Here is a 19,929-nt window from a genome sequence, read left to right on the forward strand (position 1 = left end):
TTAGAACAGCGCCTGGAGATCAGCGATCCGGTCGTTGACCAGCCAGCCGTAATAGTTCTCTTCCGGCAGGCGCTCGGCTTCGCCGCGCGCACGGCGCTGGGCATTTTCCGCCTTCAACGCAGAAGCCCGCGCTTCGGGCTGACCGATATTGTAGAGCGTGGCAGTAATGCCTGGATTGTTCGAGATGTCGAAGCCCACGCGGCGATAGGCATCGATCGACTTCTTCAACGTCGCGGCGACGTAAGGCAGCGTCTTGTCGGGATCCATGATCGTCTCATAGACCTTGGCCGGCTCCGCCGCATCGAGCTTCGGGAAGCCTGAGACGCGATGAACGAGATCGCTCATCTGCAGGGCGGTCAGTGGGTTGAGCTGGCCCAGGCCGAAGGTCTGGCCGGCATAAAAAGGCTGGAAGAAAACGGCTCCGAATCGATCGCTGGGGAACTTGGTTCCGTCCACGCTCTTTCCAGCGAACTTGGCATTCCAGACTCTCTCACGGCAGGTCCAAAGCGCATAGCTTTCCTGAACCGAGGCACACTGCGCAAACTCAGGACGCTGAACGAAGCGATCAACGGTCTCTCCGTCATATTTGAAGGCGAAGCTGGAGCCGAGATAGGACGTCGCCTTGACGTAATAGGTCTGAAGCCGGTCATAGGCATCGACATTATAGGTATGCTCGCCAACGATCGCGCCGGCGATATGGATCGGCGCAATGCCATAGGCCCGTGCGGTCTGGATGATCTTGGTGCGCAGCGCCTTGTCGGTCTGAAGCAGCTTCAGGACCTTGCGATACTTGTTCTCATAGGTGGTGCTGAGGGCTGCCGTGCGCCGGGCCGAGCCGCCGGGCACACCGGGCTGTTCGGCATTACGGTTGCCCTCAGGCACTTGCGTAATGGCGAAAGCGGGCGCGGCAAGAAGAAGGCTGAGCATAACAATGCAAAAGCGGCGCATGGGCATGCTCGTTCCCCGGGATCAGGCCTGTTGATTAGCTGAGCCTTTGCATCAGGCTCACTGAAAAGGAAAGGGCCGGGTTTAGCGTCGGCCCTTCCAATATCAAAGTATGAAGCGCGACAGGTCGGTGTTCTTGGCGAGATCGCCGACGTGCTTCTTCACATACTCCGCATCGATCGTGAGTGTCGTGCCACCCTGATCGGGCGCGGTATAGGAGATCTCGTCCAGCACCCGTTCCATGACGGTCGACAACCGCCGCGCACCGATATTCTCGACATTGGCGTTGAGGTCGACCGCGATGCCAGCGAGCTGGTCGATCGCGTCATCGGTGAAGTCGAGCGCCACACCTTCCGTGTTCATCAGGGCGATATACTGCTTGATGAGGCTGGCTTCCGTTTCGGTGAGGATACGGCGGAAGTCGTCCTTCTCCAAAGCTCGCAACTCGACGCGGATCGGCAGGCGACCCTGAAGCTCAGGCAGCAGGTCGGACGGCTTGGCGACATGGAAGGCGCCTGATGCAATGAACAGGATGTGGTCGGTCTTCACCGGCCCGTACTTGGTGGCAACCGTGGTGCCTTCCACCAGCGGCAGCAGATCGCGCTGCACGCCTTCGCGTGACGGACCAGTACGACTGTCGCTGCCGGCCACCTTGTCGATCTCGTCCAGGAAGACGATGCCGTCATTCTGGGTGGACTCGATGGCGCGCTGGGTGACTTCTTCCTGGTCGAGCAGCTTGTCGCTCTCGTCATTGATCAGGAAGTCGTAGCTTTCCTTCACGGTCGTACGGCGAGTCTTGGTACGGCTGCCACCCATCTTTGACATCAGGTCGTTGATGTTGAGCACGCCGATATTGGGCATGCCCGGAACCTCGAAGCCGCCGGGCGCGCCGGTATCGGCGACCTCGATCTCGATTTCCTTGTCGTCCATCTCGCCGTCGCGCAGTTTCTTGCGGAACGAGTCGCGGGTCGCCGGGCTGGCGGTCTTGCCGACAAGGGCTTCCAGCACGCGTTCCTCGGCATTGACATGAGCGCGCGCCTTGACGTTCTCGCGCATCTTTTCGCGCTGCAGGCCGATGGCGACTTCAACGAGGTCGCGGATGATCTGCTCGACATCGCGGCCGACATAGCCGACTTCGGTGAACTTGGTGGCTTCGACCTTGATGAAGGGCGCGCCGGCGAGCTTGGCGAGGCGACGCGAAATCTCGGTCTTGCCGACGCCAGTCGGCCCGATCATCAGGATGTTCTTCGGCATTACCTCTTCGCGCATCGAGCCTTCCAGCTGCTGGCGGCGCCAGCGGTTGCGCAGGGCAATAGCCACGGCGCGCTTGGCGTCCTTCTGGCCGATGATGAAGCGGTCGAGCTCGGAAACGATCTCGCGGGGAGAAAAATTGGTCATGGAGGATGCTTAAATTCTGAAAGGAGGGAGTTTGCTGAGCACGGATGTGGGGAGGGTGGAACCGATGATCAAGCGTCGGATGCGCTGCCAGCCTGCGCCGAACAGGATCACCAGCGCGCCAACCACCAGCAGGATCAACGCGAAAGGCGGCACGCCCGTGGTGTTGGCGGCCGAGTTCACGAGGTAATAGATGCCGAGCGTGCCGAAGTAAGCCAGCGTCGGAACCAGCAGCGACCGGCGGTCGATGGCAAGCGCGACATAGACGAAGCCGATGATGAGGATGGCGAGCATCACGGTGGCGTCGGCGCCGGGTTCGATGCGCCCAAAGGCGAGGTCCTGACCCGTCGCCATGATGAAGAGCGGATGCACTAGCATCGGTGCGGACACGACATGCAGCCAGAATGCGCAATCGGACCAGATCGTGCGGCGCTCACGGTCATGAAGATCGAGCGCCACCGCGGTGGCGAAGATGATCAGACCGCAAACCAGCGGCATGTAGAGGGCGGCCCGTACGAGTTCGGGTCCGTCCTGCAGGCTGGGTGGGGCGACCGTGCCTGACGTGACGCCGTCGTAAAGGAATAGCGCTGTCTGGAAGAAGGCGAGCAGCGTTGCCGCGATTGCCACCACGCCGGCGAGAATGGGAACGCGGAAGCGCCAGAAGTAAAGGACGGCGGCAAGGATGATGCCGCCAAGCACGGCATAGCCCGCTTGGGAAACCGGCCCGCGCATGGCGATCAGCTCCCACAGGGAATCCGGCAGCTGAATATCGAGAGTGGCCTGCACGAGCAGGACCAGCAAAACGGTGCCGGACGCCGCGAACACCAAAGCGAGGACGGTCGACGACAGCTTCATGCGATGCTGGCGCGTCACCACTTCGGCAACGAGCCAGGCGAAGGCAGCAAGCGCGGCAGCGATCCACAGAGGACGCCCGGCAAGCATCGTGTTGAGAACGAAGTAGAAGCCGGCCGTCAGGAGTACCGTGCCGACTGTCACGAAGAGGTCGTTGCCGCCGCCAATGAGACGCAGGTTTTCCTCGTCGCCTTCGGCCGTGGCCACGCTCTCCGGTCCCGCTTCCATCGCAAGCAGGCGCTCACGCTGGTCGAGCGAGATGACGCCGGAGGCAAAGGCGGCATCAAGGGTCTCGAGGCTGATCGAAGCCGGGCGCGTGTCGTTCGCCGTTGCCATGGTTCAGAGCGCGCCTTGCCAAGCTTTCACCGCTTCAAGCGGATAAACCAGCATCAGGACGTTGAGGGTGAGATTGTCACGGATGAGAAAGCCGACCACCAGCTCGGCAATGATGGCGAGCGTGATCGTCGTCCAGACCGGCAGTCGCCAGGCCAACACGAAGCCTACGACCATGAACACCGTATCCATCACCGAGTTGATGATGGAGTCGCCGTCATAGTCCAGCGAGATGGTGCCTTCGCGGTAGCGGTTGATGACCCAGTTGGTGTTTTCCACGATCTCCCAGGCAATCTCCAGACCGGCTGCCAGTGCCAGCCTTGTGCCGAGCGAAGCGCGTGGAAACAGGAAGCGCATCAGGGCGTAGAACAGGAAGCCGTGAATGATGTGGGAGAAGGTGTACCAGTCCGAAAGGTGCTGCGAGTTCTCCGAACTGTTTACCACGCCGTGCCACAGCTTCACATAACCGCACTCGCAAATCGGCACGCGCCCCATGGCATAAAGGGTGATCGCCTGGATGACGATCAGGCCCAGAACGAGGAGCACACCCGTTTTCCAGGCGGAACGGGGCAGGGGGTTCGCGGTGTGCGTAGTCATCATGGCTCCAGATGCCGAAGAACAAGAATGTTCTTCATGGCATGGCTGGAGCCTGCTCGTCAGCTACCATCCTGCATGTCGGCATCCACGTCGGAAATCCGCGCCATGAGAACAACGGCACCTTCTACCGATGTGCGGCGTCCGATCTCTTCGAAGCCTGCGTTCGCCGAAGCGCGGATCGCCCTGGCATTATCCGGATGCGGATCGACGATCAGCTGCGGCGCGCCCTCTTCGAACAGCTGGTCGCTGACTTGGGTGAGAATGGCCGTGCCGTGACCCTGGCCGAGCAAGGCCGGATCGCCGATGGTAAGATCGAGGCCAAGCGTGCCGAAGGGCTGATCCTGGTAGGGATGATCGTCTTCGAGATGCGGATCATAGATCTCGAGATAGGCGATGGGCGTGCCGTCGAGCTCGACGATCAGCGGTTCGGTATCGACGCCTTCGGCGGCCTCGATGATTTCTTCAAGGGAACCCGTGACATCGTCGCCCCACCATTCCAGGGCATGCGGCTGACGCAGCCAGCTTTCCAGGAGCGGCAGATCTTCCGGAACAACCGGGCGGAGGTCGTAGGTGGTTTCGGGATCAATCAAGATCGACGCTCTCCAGGATGACGCTGTTGTTGGTGTAAACGCATATTTCACCTGCGATCTGCATGGCCTTGCGCGCGATGGCTTCGGCATCCTGATCGGTGTCAAACAAAGCGCGCGCCGCGGCAAGCGCATAATTCCCACCGGAGCCGATCGCCATCACCCCATGCTCGGGCTCCAGCACATCGCCGGTGCCGGTGAGCGCCAGCGACACATTCTTGTCGGCGACCAGCATCATGGCTTCCAGCCGGCGCAGATAGCGATCGGTGCGCCAATCCTTGGCGAGATCGACGCAGGCGCGCGTCAGCTGATCGGGGTATTGTTCGAGCTTGGCTTCCAGGCGCTCCAGCAGCGTGAAGGCGTCAGCCGTGGCGCCCGCAAAGCCTGCGATCACATTGCCCTTGCCGAGCCGGCGCACCTTCTTGGCGTTGCCCTTCATGACGGTCTGGCCAAGGCTGACCTGCCCGTCGCCGGCGATCACGACCTTGTTGCCCTTGCGCACGGTGACGATCGTCGTGCCGTGCATGATGATTTCGTTTGGCATGGAAAACTCCGGATTGGCGGCGCGCACGATCCGTATCTGGCGATCATGCGTACCCCTTTGGTCTTGGCGGCTATGTATGAAGGTGCGCGCGCATTTGCAAAGCCCGCTTCTGGTCACGACCGGAGGCGGCTGTTATGGAGCGCAGACACAGTGAAGCAGGACCGCAATCATGGCCGAGGCACAGCGTAGCGCAAGCGTCGAGCGCAAGACCAAGGAAACCGCGATCGCCGTGTCGCTTTCGGTCGACGGCACCGGCCAGTTCGATATCGCCACCGGGGTTGGCTTCTTCGACCACATGCTGGAACAGCTGTCGCGCCATTCGCTGATCGACATGACCATCAAGGCTGACGGCGATTTGCATATCGACGATCACCACACGGTGGAAGATGTCGGCATCGCGATCGGCCAGGCGCTCGACAAGGCGCTGGGTGACCGTCGTGGCATCACCCGCTACGCCTCGCTCGATCTTGCCATGGATGAGACGCTGACCCGCGCGGCAGTGGATGTTTCGGGGCGGCCCTATCTCATTTGGAGCGTGCAGTTTCCGTCGCAGAAGATCGGCACGTTCGACACCGAGCTGTTCAGGGAGTTCTTCCACGCCTTGGCGCAAAATGCTGGGATCACACTGCATATCACCAACCACTATGGCGCCAACTCCCACCACATCGCCGAAACCTGCTTCAAGGCAGTGGCGCGTGTGTTGCGGATGGCGACCGAAACCGATCCGCGCCAGGCCGGTGTCGTTCCGTCCACCAAGGGTTCGCTGAAGGGCTGAGATGGCCGTTTTCGTTGTCCTCGAACCCGATGTGTCCGACCTGCCCCAAGCGCAGGATCGCGCCGTCTTGGTGCGCGATGGCTTCTCCTTCTGGGCCTTTCTCCTCCCGGTAATCTGGCTGCTGTTCCATCGGCTTTGGATCGAGGCGCTGGCGGCGCTTGCGCTGATGGTGGCGGCTGGCGCTCTTGCAACACAGTTCGGCGGCCATCCTCTGCTTGGGCTTTCCTTGTCGCTGCTGACCCAGCTCTACTTCGGCCTCGAAGCCCGCAATCTGAAGGTCAACGCCATGCGCCGTCGTGGTTGGCGCGTTTGGGGGCCGGTGGAGGCCCTCAACCACCAGGAAGCCGAACTGCGCTATGCGGCCTCGGCCGACGAGCGCGATGTCGTGCTTGAGGACACGCCTTGGCCCCAGCGGACGAACGCCCGCCTCCCAGCCCCTCGGGTGATGACTGCGCCTCAGGCTACCACCACCTTTCCATGGAAACGCTGATGCGCGTCGCGATTATCGACTACGGCTCCGGCAACCTGCATTCGGCGACAAAGGCCTTCGAGCGCGCCGCGCGCGAAAGCGGCATCGATGCCGAGATCATCCTGACCTCTGATGCCGAAGTCGTGCGAAGCGCCGATCGCATCGTGCTGCCGGGCGTCGGTGCCTATGCCGATTGCCGCGCCGGACTCGATGCCGTTCCGGGGATGGTCGAGGTGCTGGAAGAAACAGTGCTAAGCGGTGGAAAGCCCTTCATCGGCATCTGCGTCGGCATGCAGCTGATGGCCGAGCGCGGACTGGAAAAGACGGTTACGCAAGGCCTCGGCTGGATCGCCGGCGACGTGGTTGAGATGACGCCATCCGATCCGACCCTGAAGATCCCGCAGATCGGCTGGAATACGATTCACGTGAAACATCAGCATCCGCTGCTGGCTGATATCCAGACCCGCGAGGCAGGCCTGCACGCTTATTTCGTGCACTCCTACCACCTCGCCACTGCTCGCGATGACCAGCTCGTCGCTACCACCGACTATGGTGCTCCCGTTACCGCGATCGTCGCCCGCGACAACATGGCCGGTACGCAGTTCCATCCCGAAAAGAGCCAGACGCTTGGCTTGGCTCTCGTCGGCAATTTCCTGAAGTGGAAGCCATGATCCTTTTCCCCGCCATCGACCTCAAGGAAGGGCGCTGCGTTCGCTTGAAGCTGGGCGAGATGGCCAGCGCGACGGTCTATAATGAAGACCCGGCGGATCAGGCGCGCGCCTTCCAGGATCAGGGCTTCGAGTGGCTGCATGTCGTCGATCTAGACGGCGCCTTTGCTGGCGAAAGCCGCAATGGCGCGGCGGTCGAGGCGATCCTCAAAGCGACGACGAACCCGGTTCAGCTCGGCGGTGGCATCCGCACGCTGGCGCAGATCGAGGCATGGCTGGATAAAGGTCTGGCGCGGGTGATCCTCGGCACGGTAGCCGTGCGTGATCCTGATCTGGTGCGTGAGGCCTGCAAGCGCTTTCCCGGCAAGATTGCTGTTGGCATCGATGCCAAGGGCGGCAAGGTTGCGGTAGAGGGCTGGGCGGAAGCGTCGTCGCTGGAGGTGATCGAGCTCGCGGCCAAATTCGAAGGCGCGGGCGTTGCGGCCATCATCTATACCGATATCGACCGCGACGGGGTCCTGGCCGGCATCAACTGGGATGCGACGATCGCGCTGGCCAATGCCGTGTCAATCCCGGTGATCGCGTCGGGCGGTCTGGCTTCGCTCGACGACATCCGCCGCCTGACGCAGCAGGACGCCGCCAAGCTCGAAGGTGCGATCTCAGGGCGTGCGCTTTATGACGGCCGTATCGACCCTGCAGAAGCGCTGGCGATCCTGAGAAGTTCAGCGTAGGTAGGGCCTGAACATGGCAGCAGGGCGCAGCAAGGCTTGGACGATCTTCTGGTTCCTGTTTTCCTTGGTCGCGATCCTGCTCTTCGCAGCTGCACCCATTATTTCCGTTTTTACAGTTTATTGGGTTGCTGATGCACATGGCTGCAGGGTCGACGAAGCGTCGATCCATCCCTGCATCATCAACGGCACTGATTACGGCGAAACGCTCTACCAATTCGGCGTGATGGGCTGGTTCATGCTGATCACCGTGCCGATAGGCTTGTTCCTGCTGGTCGTCTGGCTGGCGGTTGCCCTGATCCATTTCTTCCGCTGGTACCGGGCACGCGCGTGACATTGCCGCCTGATTCCCGCTCACCAGTCCGCAGGCTGTTCGGCGCCCTTTTCGCGATCCTGCTCTTTGCCGCCGGGCCGTTGCTTGCAACTCTGCTTGCAGCCGCCGTCGCAATGCCGCTTGGCTGTGAGATCAATGAAGCCGGGACCGCACCCTGCGTCATTGCCGGAGTGGATTTCGGCGTGCCGTTGACCGTGCTGGCCTTGATGGGCTTCTTCCTCATCTACACCGTGCCTCTCGGTTTGATCTTCCTTCTTATCTGGTGCATTGCGGCAGGCGTTATCTTCTATCGTCGAAGCAGATCACGCCTATGACCCTGAAAGCCCGCATCATTCCCTGCCTCGACGTCAAGGACGGCCGTGTCGTCAAGGGCGTCAATTTCGTCGATCTGATCGATGCTGGCGACCCGGTGGAAGCCGCGAAAGCTTATGATGCGGCCGGCGCGGACGAGCTCTGCTTTCTGGATATCACTGCATCTTCAGACAATCGCGACACGATCTTCGACATTGTAGCGAGAACGGCGGAGCACTGTTTCATGCCGCTGACGGTCGGTGGCGGCGTGCGGGCAGTCGGCGACATCCGCAAGCTGCTGCTGGCCGGCGCGGACAAGGTGTCGATCAACACGGCTGCGGTGAAGAACCCGGACTTCGTGGCGGAAGCCGCCGACAAGTTCGGCAATCAGTGCATCGTGGTGGCGATCGACGCGAAGAAGGTATCGGGCGCCGGCGAGGCGGATCGCTGGGAAATCTTCACTCATGGCGGCCGCACCCCGACCGGCCTTGATGCCGTGGAGTTTGCAAGACGTGTCGTGGATCTCGGCGCAGGCGAAATTCTGCTGACTTCCATGGACCGCGACGGCACCAAGGCCGGTTACGACATCGCTCTCACGCGCACGATTGCCGATGCAGTGCGCGCACCGGTGATCGCTTCGGGCGGCGTCGGCACGCTCGACCACCTCGTGGATGGCATTCGCGACGGGCATGCAGGCGCGGTGTTGGCTGCCTCGATCTTCCACTTCGGGACGTTTTCGATTGCCGAAGCCAAAGCGCACATGGCAAAAGCCGGCTTGGCCGTGCGTCTCGATCCGGCTGACCTCTAACCGGGGATTTGCCATGAGCGACTTCACACTCGCCGAACTTGAAACGATCGTCGCGACCCGCGCACGATCGGGCGCCCCGGATTCCTGGACGGCCAAGCTCCATCAGGCCGGCATGGAACGGGCGGCCAAGAAGTTCGGCGAGGAGGCGGTGGAAACCGTGATCGCCGCGATGGGGCCGGACAAGACGGCGCTCGTTTCGGAAAGCGCCGACCTGCTTTACCATTGGCTTGTCGTGCTGGCCGTGGCCGACATCCCACTGAGCGATGTCATGGCGGAACTCAAGCGCCGCACCGCGCAATCCGGTCTCGCCGAAAAGGCGGCACGGAGCGTCGCATGACGATCGCGGAAGCTGCCCCATCCATCCAGCTGGCGGAGCTTCTGAGCGAGGCGGAACGCTATTCGCCCTATCGTTTCTTTTCAGCCGAAGAATGGGCGCATTTTCGCGCAGACACGCCGCTGACGCTGGACGAAGACGAGGTGCAGCGCCTGCGCTCGCTGAACGATCCGATCGACCTCAACGAAGTCCGCCGCATCTACCTGTCCTTGTCGCGGCTGCTTTCGGCCCATGTGGAAGCGAGCCAACTGCTCTATCGCCAGCGCCAGGCCTTCTTCAACGGCGACGGCGTGGGCAAGACGCCCTATATCATCGGCATTGCCGGTTCGGTCGCCGTCGGCAAATCGACCACGGCGCGTGTGCTTAAGGAACTGCTGGCGCGCTGGCCATCGAGCCCGAAGGTCGATCTCGTCACCACCGACGGCTTCCTTTTGCCCAACGCGGTGTTGCGGCGCGACAACCTTATGGAGCGCAAGGGTTTCCCGGAAAGCTACGATTTCGGCAAGCTGCTGCGGTTCTTGTCCAGCATCAAGTCAGGCCAGCGCAATGTGCATGCACCGGTTTACTCCCACCTGACCTATGACGTGCTGCCCGACGCCTTCGTGGAAGTCGACCGGCCGGACATCCTGATCTTCGAGGGCATCAACGTCCTTCAATCGCGCGACCTGCCGCGCGACGGCAAGGCCGTGCCCTTCGTGTCCGACTTTTTCGACTTCTCGATTTATATCGACGCCGACGAAGCGCTGATCCACCGCTGGTACATCAACCGCTTCATGCGCCTGCGCCAGACGGCCTTCACCAATCCGGAGAGCTTCTTCCACAAATATGCGGAAGTCACGGAAGAGGCAGCACGCGGCATCGCCGAAGGCCTGTGGCAGAACATCAACCTGCGCAACCTCCAGGACAACATCCTACCGACCCGGCCGAGGGCGGATCTGATCTTGCGCAAGGGCGCGGATCACCTGATCGAGGAAGTAGCGCTGCGGAAGATTTAGCTCGGCGCATCGATCTTCGTCACCCGTCGCAGCGTCAGATTGATCCGCCCGCCGTTCTTCAGCAGCGTCGAGGTGCCTGGATAGATGCGGTCGACGCCGTGGAAGGCGCGGCGGCTGGTCCCGCCGAGGACCACCACGTCGCCGCTGGCGAGTTTGAAGGAGCCGGTGCCGTCTTCGCGACTAGTGCCGCCGATGCGGAAGAGGCAGGTGTCGCCCAGCGAGACGGACAGGACGGGGGCGTCCAGGTCGGCTTCGTCCTTGTCCTGGTGCAGGCCCATCTTGGCGTCGGCTGAGTAGAAGTTAATGAGGCAGGCTTCCGGCTCGTGTGGGTAGTCGGAGAGGGTGTGCCAAATATCGAGCAGGCGCTGGGGGATGGGCGGCCAGGGCTCGTTCGTCAGGGGATGCCGGGGCTGGTAGCGGTAGCCATGTTCCCTGTCGGTGACCCAGCCGAGCGGACCGCAATTGGTCATGCGCACGCTGAGCGGCTTGCCGGTACGCGGCATGGCGGGTTGGTAGAGCGGGGCTTGCGCGACGATGGCGCGGATCTCGTCGAGCAGGGCTTTTTGTGCTTCGAGGTCCAGGTAGCCAGGCAAATGGCGGAAGCCGGGAGGGGGTTGGTTCGCCATCAATCGTCGCCTATGCGGCCGCGCATGCGCTTGACCGTGGAACGGCCGGCCTTGGCTTTCAGGCGCCGTTCCACCGAGCCCTTCGTCGGCCGCGTCTTCTTGCGCGGCGGGGGGGGTGGTTCGGCGGCCTTAGTGAGGAGGTCCACCAGCCGCTCGCGGGCATCAGCGCGGTTGCGCTCCTGGGTGCGGAAGCGGTTGGCTTCGATCAGGATCTCGCCGTCTTTCGTGCCGCGCTGTCCGGCTAAGCGCAGCGCACGTGCCTGCACCGCTTCGGGCAACTCAGAGGCCAGGAGATCGAAGCGCAGCTGAACGGCGGTCGCGACCTTGTTGACGTTCTGGCCTCCGGGGCCGCTCGCACGGATGAACACTTCCGACAACGTGTCGGGATCGATGCTGAGGCCGTGGCCGATGGGAATGCGCTCGTCGCTCATATCAATTCAGATGCAGCGGTGCGGCCAAAAAGAAAAGGCCCGGTTGATGCCGGGCCTTTGTGTTTGCGGAAGTGGATCGCTTTATTCGGCCGCTTCGGCAACGCGGGGAGCTGCTTCTCGTACGGTGCCATCGACATGGTCTTCGAACTTCGCGAAGTTGTCGATGAACATGCCCGCCAGCCGGCGAGCCTGCTTGTCATAGGCTGCTTTGTCGGCCCAGGTGGAGCGCGGGTCGAGGATGGCGCTGTCGACGCCGTTGACCGCCACCGGAACCGCGAAGCCGAAATTGGCATCGGCGCGGAACTCGGCATTGTGCAACGAGCCATCGAGGGCTGCGGCAAGCAGCGCGCGCGTCGCCTTGATCGGCATGCGCTTGCCAACACCGAAGGCGCCGCCGGTCCAGCCGGTGTTGACCAGCCAGCAATCCACATCATGCTCGGCGATCAGCTCGCGCAGCAGGTTGCCGTATTCGCTGGGGTGGCGCGGCATGAAGGGGGCGCCGAAGCAGGTGGAGAAGGTCGCTTCCGGCTCGGTAACGCCCTTTTCCGTGCCGGCCACCTTGGCGGTGTAGCCGGACAGGAAATGATACATGGCCTGCGCCGGCGTCAGCTTGGCGATGGGCGGCATCACGCCGAAGGCGTCAGCCGTCAGCATGATGATGTTCTTGGGGTGATGGCCGCGGCCGGTCTTGCTTGCGTTCGGAATGAAGTCGAGCGGATAAGCGCAGCGCGTGTTTTCCGTGCGCGAGCCGTCATTGAAATCCGGCACGCGGTGCTGATCGAGCACGACATTTTCCAGCACCGTGCCGAAGCGGCGGGTGGTGGAGAAGATCTCCGGCTCGGCTTCTTCTGAAAGGCGGATCGTCTTGGCGTAACAGCCGCCTTCGAAATTGAAGACGCCATCCGGGCCCCAGCCATGCTCGTCATCGCCGATCAGGATGCGCGAAGGATCGGCCGACAGCGTGGTCTTGCCGGTGCCCGACAGGCCGAAGAACACGGCGGTCTCGCCTTCGTGGCTTTCATTGGCCGAGCAATGCATCGGCATCACGCCCTTGGCGGGCAGCAGGTAGTTCAGCGCCGTGAAAACCGACTTCTTCATCTCGCCGGCATAGGACGTGCCGCCGATCAGAACGATCATGTTGGTGAAGTCGACCGCGATGATCGTTTCGGTGCGCGCACCATGGCGCGCCGGATCGGCCTTGAAGGAGGGTAGGTCGATGATGGTGAGACCCGGCACGAAAGCGGCAACCTCGTCGGCGGTCGGGCGGATCAGCAGGTTGCGGATGAACAGGGAATGCCAGGCGTATTCGGTGATCACGCGCGTGGGCAGGCGATGCACGGGATCGGCGCCGCCTTCGAGATCCTGAACGAACAGGTCGAGACCTTCGGCATGGGCAAGGAAGTCGCGATGAAGCTGTTCGAACTGCTCGCGACTGATGCCCTTGTTGTTGTCCCACCAGACGTGATCTTCGGTGTCCGCATCGCGCACCACGAACTTGTCCTTGGGCGAGCGGCCGGTGTGTTCGCCCGTATCGGCAACCAGCGCGCCATGTGCCGTGAAGCGGGCTTCGTTGCGCTGGATGGCAAGCTCGGCGAGCTCAGCCGCGCCGAGATTGTAAAAGACATGGCCGGGGTTCCGCAGCCCGCTCTCGGGCAGTCCATGTTGCGGATTGCGCGTACCGGTCTCGTTCATTACGCCTCCAAAGCGGTAACGGGGACAAAATCTAAGCCTTCGCTCATCTTTGTTCGGAAATCAGAAAAGCCCAGCAATATCAAATCATTAATCGATTTAAAGAATTTAAAACTTACCTAAATCGGTTGTATGAGGTTGGTTGCTGCCTATCTTGCGCGGCAAGCGAACGTGTTTTCGTCGCACCGGTCTGATGCCCGGCTCCGCTTGCCTTGGCTGCAGCCAGACGTTACGGAAGGAGCCGGGTGCCACATTTTGTACCCAATTTGTCCTCCAGACAGCGCGCTCCTGCGACTGGAAAGGGACAGTCTAGCCTATGAGGGAGCAGCCGGAGATGGCTACGATCGCTTTGGTCGACGACGACCGCAACATCCTGACTTCCGTGTCGATCGCACTGGAGTCCGAGGGCTATCGCGTCGAGACCTACACCGATGGCGCTTCCGCGCTCGAAGGTCTGGCGGCGCGTCCGCCGAACCTCGCAATCCTCGATATCAAGATGCCACGCATGGATGGCATGGAACTGCTGCGCCGTTTGCGGCAGAAGACCGATCTCCCAGTCATTTTCCTTACTTCGAAGGATGACGAGATCGACGAGCTGTTCGGTCTCAAGATGGGCGCCGACGATTTCATCCGCAAACCGTTCTCGCAACGCCTTCTGGTGGAGCGTGTGCGCGCCGTGCTCCGCCGCGTCAGCGCCAAGGACCTGCCGGGCAAGTCGCCGGAGAAGGCAGCGCGTTCATTGGAGCGCGGCCAGCTCGTCATGGACCAGGAGCGCCATACCTGCACCTGGAAGGGCGAGCCGGTGACACTGACGGTCACCGAATTCCTGATCCTGCATTCCCTGGCGCAGCGTCCGGGCGTCGTGAAAAGCCGCGATGCCCTGATGGATTCGGCCTATGATGAGCAGGTCTATGTCGACGACCGCACCATCGACAGCCACATCAAGCGGCTGCGCAAGAAGTTCAAGCAGGTCGACGACGACTTCGAGATGATCGAAACGCTGTATGGCGTCGGATATCGCTTCAAGGAGGCGTAATCCGATTCAGAGCGGGGATCCGCAATGACGCAACTGGACGAGCCGAATACCGGTTTCGTCAAAACGACGGGCGCCCCGCTGCGCCAGTCGCGCCGGCGCTTGCGCATCGGTTGGACCCGTTTCAACCGCACCCTGCAGCGCTTCCTCGGCCATTACGTTTTTTCCAGCCTGACGCGCCGCATCCTGATCCTGAACTTGGCAGCCCTCGGCGTGCTGGTTGTCGGCATCTCCTATCTCAATCAGTTTCGAGACGGGCTGATCGACGCCAAGGTCGAAAGCTTGATGACGCAGGGCGAGATCATCGCCAGCGCGGTTGCGGCGTCCGCGACGGTGGATACGGATTCCATCAGCATCGACCCGGAAGCGCTGCTGGAACTGCAGGCCGGTGAAAGCGTGGCACCCGGCGCCGATCAGCTCGACAGCCTAGATTTCCCGATCAATCCCGAGCGCGTCGCACCGCTGCTGCGCCGCCTAATCTCGCCAACGAAAACGCGGGCGCGCATCTATGATCGCGACGCCAATCTGCTGTTGGACTCCAGCCGGCTTTATTCGCGCGGCCAGATCCTTCGCTACAACCTTCCGCCGGTGACCGAAGAATCGAACTGGTTCGAACAGGCGGAAGATTACGTCATCAGCTTTTTCCGCCGTACCGATCTTCCCGTTTACAAGGAAGCGCCTGGCGGTAGCGGTACGGCCTTCCCGGAAGTCATGAACGCCTTGAATGGAGGCCCTTCCACCACCGTGCGTTCCGGCGAGCAGGGCGAACTGGTTGTCTCGGTCGCCGTGCCCGTGCAGCGTTTTCGCGCCGTGCTGGGCGTGCTGATGCTGTCGACGCAGGGCGGTGATATCGACAAGATCGTCGCTGAAGAGCGCAAGGCGATCTATCGCGTGTTCGGCGTGGCCGCACTCGTCGTCGCGATCCTGTCGATGCTGCTCGCTTCCACCATCGCCCAGCCGCTACGTCGCCTGGCGGCTGCCGCGGTGCGGGTGCGCAGGGGCTCCTCGACGCGCGAAGAAATTCCGGACTTTTCCGATCGCGGCGACGAGATCGGCAATCTGTCGATCGCCGTGCGCGACATGACCAACGCGCTTTATGCTCGCATCGAAGCGATCGAGAGTTTTGCGGCCGATGTCGCGCATGAGCTGAAGAACCCGCTGACGAGCTTGCGCAGCGCAGTCGAAACGCTGCCGCTCGCTAAGAAGCCGGAAGCGCGCGATCGCTTGATGGAGGTGATCCAGCACGACGTGCGCCGCCTTGACCGCCTGATCACCGATATTTCCGATGCCTCGCGCCTCGATGCCGAACTCGCACGCGACGATGCGGCAAAGGTCGATCTCAAGAAGCTCATCACCGACATTGTCGCAATCTCCGCCGAGCCCGGCCGGCACAAGAAGCCGGTCGCGATCAGCTTCACGGCCGAAAAGCTGCCGCAAGGCGTCAAGGCCTATCATGTGCTTGGCCATGATCTGCGCCTGGGTCAAGTGCTGACCAACCTGATCGAAAATGCGCGCTCCTTCGTGCCGGATGAGGGCGGGGCGATCGACATCAACCTGTCACGGCAGAACAAGCGCTTCGTGATCACCGTTTCCGACAACGGACCGGGCATCCGGGTGGAAGACATTGAGCGCATCTTCGAGCGCTTTTACACTGACCGGCCGTCGAGCGAAGCCTTCGGACAGAATTCCGGGCTTGGCCTGTCGATCAGCCGCCAGATCGTGGAAGCGCATGGCGGGACGCTGAGCGCGGAGAACATCCTCGGGTCCGAACCTGACGACTACCGAGGCGCGCGCTTCGTGGTCAGCCTGCCAGCCGAGAGCTGATTGGCAACGTGGCCGCCAATCATCATGGCACTCTGGTTGTTGTCGGCGACAAGGGCGTGCTGATCCGCGGCGCGTCGGGTGCCGGCAAAAGCACGCTTGCCTTGGCGCTGATTGCGGCTGGCGAGCGGCTCGGCCTGTTTGCGCGTCTGGTTGCGGACGATCAGGTCTATCTCGAACACCATCATGGCCGACTGATCGGATGGGTGCCGCAGCCGCTTGCCGGCCTAGTGGAACTCTCGCCTCTCGGTCCTGTGTCTATCGACTTTGAAGAACGGGCTCAGGTGGATTGGGTGGTCGATCTGGTGGCGGCGGAAACCATCGAGCGGATGGTGGAAGCGCGCACTGTTGAACTCGAGCAGGTCACCCTGCCTTTGCTGAACCTGCCGCAGCGCAGCACGGAAACCGCGGTTACGCCGTTGCTCAAAATCCTCGGTGACAAAGTTTTGCCTGGAAATTTACCGGTCTGAGGCGCAAACTGCGGCATTGTGACCATGCAAAGCGCAGATAATGGCTTGTCAACGGGATCGGGCTCGACAAGATGGCCGTCCCGCACCTGCGAAGGCGCGGCCGCCATCCACTATCCGGCGGATCTGACGGGAGTCGCTCAAGAATGATCGGACTCGTGCTGGTGACGCACGGTCGCCTGGCCGAAGAATTCCGCTTAGCCGTCGAACATGTCGTCGGCGCGCAAACACAGTTCATGACTGTGTGCATCGGTGCGGACGACAATATGGAACAGCGGCGGCAAGACATCGTGGATGCGGTGGCCGAGGTCGATACTGGCAAGGGTGTGATCATCCTGACCGACATGTTCGGCGGCACGCCCTCAAACCTCGCTATCTCCGTCATGGAAACCGGGCGAGTGGAAGTGATTGCCGGAACCAACCTGCCGATGCTGATCAAGCTCACCAGCGTGCGCGTTACCCATTCCATGCAGCAGGCTCTGGATTATGCCCAGATGGCCGGCCGCAAATACATCAACGTCGCCAGCCAGCTGCTGACCTGTAAATGAGCCCAACCCAGAACGCCGCGCTTTCCCGAGAACTCACCATCGTCAACCAGCGCGGCCTGCATGCGCGCGCGTCCGCCAAATTCGTGCAGGTTGCCGGCAGCTTCAACGCGGATGTGCGGGTGGAAAAGGATGGGGTGAGTGTCGGCGGCACTTCCATCATGGGCCTGATGATGCTGGCCGCCAGCCCCGGCTGCTCCATCCGTGTCAGCGCCAAGGGCGACGATGCGGCGGAAGTGATCGCTGCGCTTGAAGCACTGATCGCCGACCGCTTCGGCGAAGAGCACTAAGCTTCATAACGACATAAAGACGTCTTTATGTGTATGTTGTCGAACGGCGGTTCCTCTGATAGGACAGCGGCATCTTTTTGCGCGAGCAGATCCCTGGTCTCGCGCGCTGCCGCCCTCCGGAAGGAAGCTTCATGACCACCGATTACATCATTGCCGACATCAACCTCGCGGACTGGGGCCGCAAGGAACTCGACATCGCCGAAACCGAAATGCCGGGTCTGATGGCCACGCGCGAAGAGTTCGGCGCTTCCAAGCCGCTCAAAGGCGCGCGCATTTCCGGCTCGCTCCATATGACGGTGCAAACCGCCGTGCTGATCGAAACGCTGCAGGCCGTTGGCGCTGAAGTGCGCTGGGCTTCGTGCAACATCTTCTCCACGCAAGACCATGCAGCCGCCGCGATCGCAGCCACCGGTACGCCGGTTTTCGCGATCAAGGGCGAAACGCTTGAAGATTACTGGCGCTACACCGACCAGATCTTCCAGTGGCCTGATGGCCAGCCAAGCAATCTCATCCTCGACGATGGCGGCGACGCCACGATGTATATCCTGATCGGCGCGCGGGCCGAGGCCGGCGAGGACGTGCTGTCCAATCCCGGCAATGAGGAAGAAGAAATCCTCTTCGCGCAGATCAAGACCCGAATGGCCGCAACGCCCGGCTTCTTCACCCGCACCCGCAACGCCCTCAAGGGGGTCAGCGAGGAAACCACGACGGGCGTGAACCGGCTTTACCAGTTGCAGAAGCGTGGGATTCTGCCGTTCCCGGCGATCAACGTCAATGACAGCGTCACCAAGTCGAAGTTCGACAACAAGTATGGCTGCAAGGAATCGCTGGTCGATGGCATCCGTCGCGGCACTGACGTGATGATGGCCGGCAAGGTCGCGGTCGTGTGCGGCTATGGCGATGTCGGCAAGGGTTCGTCCGCGTCGCTGCGTGGCGCAGGTGCCCGCGTGAAGGTCACGGAAGTCGATCCGATCTGCGCCCTGCAGGCCGCCATGGACGGCTATGAAGTCGTCACGCTGGAAGATGCCGCATCAACCGCCGACATCGTGATCACCACCACCGGCAACAAGGACGTCATTACCCTCGACCACATGCGCCTGATGAAGGACATGACGATCGTCGGCAATATCGGCCACTTCGACAACGAGATTCAGGTCGCCGCACTCCGCAACCTGAAATGGACCAATGTGAAGCCGCAGGTCGACATGGTCGAATTCCCTGACGGCAAGCGGCTGATCCTCTTGTCGGAAGGCCGTTTGCTCAATCTCGGCAACGCCACCGGCCATCCATCCTTCGTGATGTCGGCGTCCTTCACCAACCAGGTGCTGGCGCAGATCGAGCTTTGGACCAAGGGGTCTGAGTATCGCAACGAGGTTTATACGCTGCCCAAGCACTTGGACGAGAAGGTCGCCCGTTTGCACTTGGACAAGCTCGGCGCCAAGCTCACCACCCTGTCTGAAGAACAGGCCGCTTATATCGGCGTGACGCCGCAGGGCCCGTATAAGGCCGAACACTACCGCTACTGATTTGTTGGTTAATAACCACAAGATATTGAGGCGTGGCGATTGACTTTTCGCCGCGCCTCACTTTTTCGCCGCAGGATTCTTCCCGCTGAATCGCGATAACTGTACAGTGTCATGATTCGCGATATCGGACGCTGGGGCGCGGGGCTAAGAGCCCACCCGGTATCGCAGCCAGGCGGTCTTGGCAGGCGGCGAGAGGGTTACAAGACATGCCATCCAACGACCCGCTTCCAGCGGGGATGCTCGATTCCAGATGCGGCAAGGCCGTTGTCGGCTTGCTGCGCGCTAGTCGGCACTATGGCCGTCGTTTGACGGCACTTGCAGCAGGATCCGCTTCCGTCGCCCTTGTCGCGGCCACGCCCGCATTGGCGCAGAGCCCCGGCTTTTCGATGAGCACGCCGGAAGTCATCCAGTTCGCCACCTTCTGCGGCATTCTGTTTGCCGCCATGATTTCGGCGGTCTGGTTGATCCGCGAGCGCGGCCGCACCGCTGCCGAGAATGTCGAGTTGCGCACCCGTGTCGCCGAACTCGGCACGCAGGCCCAGCGCGCCGATGCACTCCTCACCATGCGCGATCAGCGCGTCGTGGTGTGGGACACCGAAGGCAAACGCCCGGATCTCGTCGGTGGTTTGCCGGCTGAAGCCGGCGCGCCGGATGAACGCGCTGCATTCCTGGCGTTTGGTCGCTGGCTGACGCCGCGCTCCGCCGCAGCGCTCGATCATGCCGTGTCCGGTCTACGCGATCACGCCACGCCTTTCGATCTCACGGTGGAAACGCAGAACGGCGCGCTGCTGGACGTTCAGGGCCGCCGCTCGCCGAGCCTGGCGCTGCTGCGCTTCACCTCGCTCA

At 61.8% G+C, this 19,929-nt stretch carries 24 protein-coding genes and 1 pseudogene; 16 read left to right on the forward strand and 9 right to left on the reverse strand.

Going from position 1 to position 19,929, the window contains the following annotated elements:
* From RTX98_RS03810 to hslV, 6 genes are all read right to left on the reverse strand, one after another.
* The gene (locus RTX98_RS03810; RefSeq protein WP_416223060.1) at positions 1–954 is read right to left on the reverse strand and encodes a DUF1402 family protein; all 954 of its coding nucleotides are present in this window, start codon (positions 952–954) and stop codon (positions 1–3) included.
* Positions 955–1,050: 96 nt separating this feature from the next.
* A complete protein-coding gene (hslU, locus tag RTX98_RS03815; protein WP_312794707.1) occupies positions 1,051–2,343 on the reverse strand; it encodes an ATP-dependent protease ATPase subunit HslU in 1,293 nt (430 codons plus the stop codon).
* A gap of 9 nt (positions 2,344–2,352) precedes the next feature.
* Complete coding sequence (locus tag RTX98_RS03820) at positions 2,353–3,528, reverse strand: hypothetical protein (RefSeq protein WP_312794708.1); 1,176 nt, start codon at positions 3,526–3,528, stop codon at positions 2,353–2,355.
* Between the two features lie 3 nt (positions 3,529–3,531).
* Positions 3,532–4,125: a DUF2585 domain-containing protein gene (locus RTX98_RS03825; RefSeq protein ID WP_416223061.1), complete on the reverse strand. Its 594-nt coding sequence runs from the start codon at positions 4,123–4,125 to the stop codon at positions 3,532–3,534.
* Between the two features lie 56 nt (positions 4,126–4,181).
* Positions 4,182–4,712, reverse strand: coding sequence for a GNAT family N-acetyltransferase (locus tag RTX98_RS03830; RefSeq protein ID WP_312794710.1), 531 nt, complete (start codon positions 4,710–4,712; stop codon positions 4,182–4,184).
* Entirely contained in the window at positions 4,705–5,253 is a 549-nt protein-coding gene (gene hslV / locus RTX98_RS03835; RefSeq protein WP_280514875.1) for an ATP-dependent protease subunit HslV, read from the reverse strand. Before hslV ends, RTX98_RS03830 begins: the two co-directional genes overlap by 8 nt.
* A 169-nt stretch (positions 5,254–5,422) precedes the next feature.
* On the opposite strand from hslV, the gene hisB reads away from it, so the two are divergent.
* The 9 genes from hisB to coaA are packed head-to-tail and all read left to right on the forward strand — an operon-like array spanning position 5,423 to position 10,655.
* Positions 5,423–6,028: an imidazoleglycerol-phosphate dehydratase HisB gene (gene hisB, locus RTX98_RS03840; RefSeq protein ID WP_312794711.1), complete on the forward strand. Its 606-nt coding sequence runs from the start codon at positions 5,423–5,425 to the stop codon at positions 6,026–6,028.
* A gap of 1 nt (position 6,029) precedes the next feature.
* Positions 6,030–6,518, forward strand: coding sequence for a DUF2628 domain-containing protein (locus RTX98_RS03845; RefSeq protein WP_312794712.1), 489 nt, complete (start codon positions 6,030–6,032; stop codon positions 6,516–6,518).
* Positions 6,518–7,168, forward strand: coding sequence for an imidazole glycerol phosphate synthase subunit HisH (hisH, locus tag RTX98_RS03850; RefSeq protein WP_312794713.1), 651 nt, complete (start codon positions 6,518–6,520; stop codon positions 7,166–7,168). The genes RTX98_RS03845 and hisH overlap by 1 nt, the downstream gene beginning before the upstream one ends.
* A complete protein-coding gene (hisA, locus tag RTX98_RS03855) occupies positions 7,165–7,896 on the forward strand; it encodes a 1-(5-phosphoribosyl)-5-[(5-phosphoribosylamino)methylideneamino]imidazole-4-carboxamide isomerase (RefSeq protein WP_312794714.1) in 732 nt (243 codons plus the stop codon). The genes hisH and hisA overlap by 4 nt, the downstream gene beginning before the upstream one ends.
* Before the next feature lie 13 nt (positions 7,897–7,909).
* Complete coding sequence (locus RTX98_RS03860) at positions 7,910–8,227, forward strand: hypothetical protein (RefSeq protein ID WP_312794715.1); 318 nt, start codon at positions 7,910–7,912, stop codon at positions 8,225–8,227.
* On the forward strand, positions 8,224–8,541 hold the full coding sequence (locus tag RTX98_RS03865) for a hypothetical protein (protein ID WP_312794716.1): 318 nt from the start codon (positions 8,224–8,226) through the stop codon (positions 8,539–8,541). The genes RTX98_RS03860 and RTX98_RS03865 overlap by 4 nt, the downstream gene beginning before the upstream one ends.
* Entirely contained in the window at positions 8,538–9,326 is a 789-nt protein-coding gene (hisF, locus tag RTX98_RS03870) for an imidazole glycerol phosphate synthase subunit HisF (RefSeq protein WP_312794718.1), read from the forward strand. Before RTX98_RS03865 ends, hisF begins: the two co-directional genes overlap by 4 nt.
* 13 nt (positions 9,327–9,339) lie before the next feature.
* Positions 9,340–9,663, forward strand: a complete 324-nt coding sequence (locus RTX98_RS03875; protein ID WP_312794720.1) for a phosphoribosyl-ATP diphosphatase — start codon at positions 9,340–9,342, stop codon at positions 9,661–9,663.
* Entirely contained in the window at positions 9,660–10,655 is a 996-nt protein-coding gene (coaA, locus tag RTX98_RS03880; RefSeq protein ID WP_189504519.1) for a type I pantothenate kinase, read from the forward strand. Before RTX98_RS03875 ends, coaA begins: the two co-directional genes overlap by 4 nt.
* Here coaA and RTX98_RS03885 read toward each other — a convergent pair.
* The 3 genes from RTX98_RS03885 to RTX98_RS03895 form a co-directional block, all read right to left on the reverse strand.
* Positions 10,652–11,281 carry an alpha-ketoglutarate-dependent dioxygenase AlkB gene (locus tag RTX98_RS03885; protein WP_312794724.1) on the reverse strand — a complete coding sequence of 210 codons (630 nt, stop codon included), beginning with the start codon at positions 11,279–11,281 and terminating at the stop codon, positions 10,652–10,654. The genes coaA and RTX98_RS03885 overlap by 4 nt on opposite strands.
* Complete coding sequence (arfB, locus tag RTX98_RS03890; protein ID WP_312794726.1) at positions 11,281–11,712, reverse strand: alternative ribosome rescue aminoacyl-tRNA hydrolase ArfB; 432 nt, start codon at positions 11,710–11,712, stop codon at positions 11,281–11,283. Before arfB ends, RTX98_RS03885 begins: the two co-directional genes overlap by 1 nt.
* Positions 11,713–11,793: 81 nt before the next feature.
* A complete protein-coding gene (locus tag RTX98_RS03895) occupies positions 11,794–13,404 on the reverse strand; it encodes a phosphoenolpyruvate carboxykinase (RefSeq protein ID WP_312794728.1) in 1,611 nt (536 codons plus the stop codon).
* Positions 13,405–13,735: 331 nt separating this feature from the next.
* On the opposite strand from RTX98_RS03895, the gene RTX98_RS03900 reads away from it, so the two are divergent.
* The 7 genes and pseudogenes from RTX98_RS03900 to RTX98_RS03930 all read left to right on the forward strand — a co-directional run.
* Positions 13,736–14,437 (forward strand): response regulator transcription factor, encoded by a 702-nt coding sequence (locus RTX98_RS03900; protein WP_189504509.1) that lies wholly within the window; start codon positions 13,736–13,738, stop codon positions 14,435–14,437.
* 24 nt (positions 14,438–14,461) lie between these two features.
* A complete protein-coding gene (locus tag RTX98_RS03905; RefSeq protein WP_312794730.1) occupies positions 14,462–16,258 on the forward strand; it encodes a sensor histidine kinase in 1,797 nt (598 codons plus the stop codon).
* 8 nt (positions 16,259–16,266) lie between these two features.
* Positions 16,267–16,725 (forward strand): HPr kinase/phosphatase C-terminal domain-containing protein, encoded by a 459-nt coding sequence (locus tag RTX98_RS03910; protein WP_312794731.1) that lies wholly within the window; start codon positions 16,267–16,269, stop codon positions 16,723–16,725.
* Between the two features lie 143 nt (positions 16,726–16,868).
* Complete coding sequence (locus RTX98_RS03915; RefSeq protein ID WP_189504503.1) at positions 16,869–17,270, forward strand: PTS sugar transporter subunit IIA; 402 nt, start codon at positions 16,869–16,871, stop codon at positions 17,268–17,270.
* Positions 17,267–17,557, forward strand: a complete 291-nt coding sequence (locus RTX98_RS03920) for an HPr family phosphocarrier protein (protein ID WP_189504501.1) — start codon at positions 17,267–17,269, stop codon at positions 17,555–17,557. The genes RTX98_RS03915 and RTX98_RS03920 overlap by 4 nt, the downstream gene beginning before the upstream one ends.
* Before the next feature lie 131 nt (positions 17,558–17,688).
* Positions 17,689–19,083, forward strand: a complete 1,395-nt coding sequence (gene ahcY / locus RTX98_RS03925) for an adenosylhomocysteinase (protein ID WP_312794735.1) — start codon at positions 17,689–17,691, stop codon at positions 19,081–19,083.
* Positions 19,084–19,289: 206 nt separating this feature from the next.
* Positions 19,290–19,929, forward strand: a pseudogene (locus RTX98_RS03930) (alkaline phosphatase); the annotation flags it as partial.

It is taken from the genome of Tianweitania sp. (assembly GCF_032053605.1).
Lineage (GTDB): Bacteria > Pseudomonadota > Alphaproteobacteria > Rhizobiales > Rhizobiaceae > Tianweitania.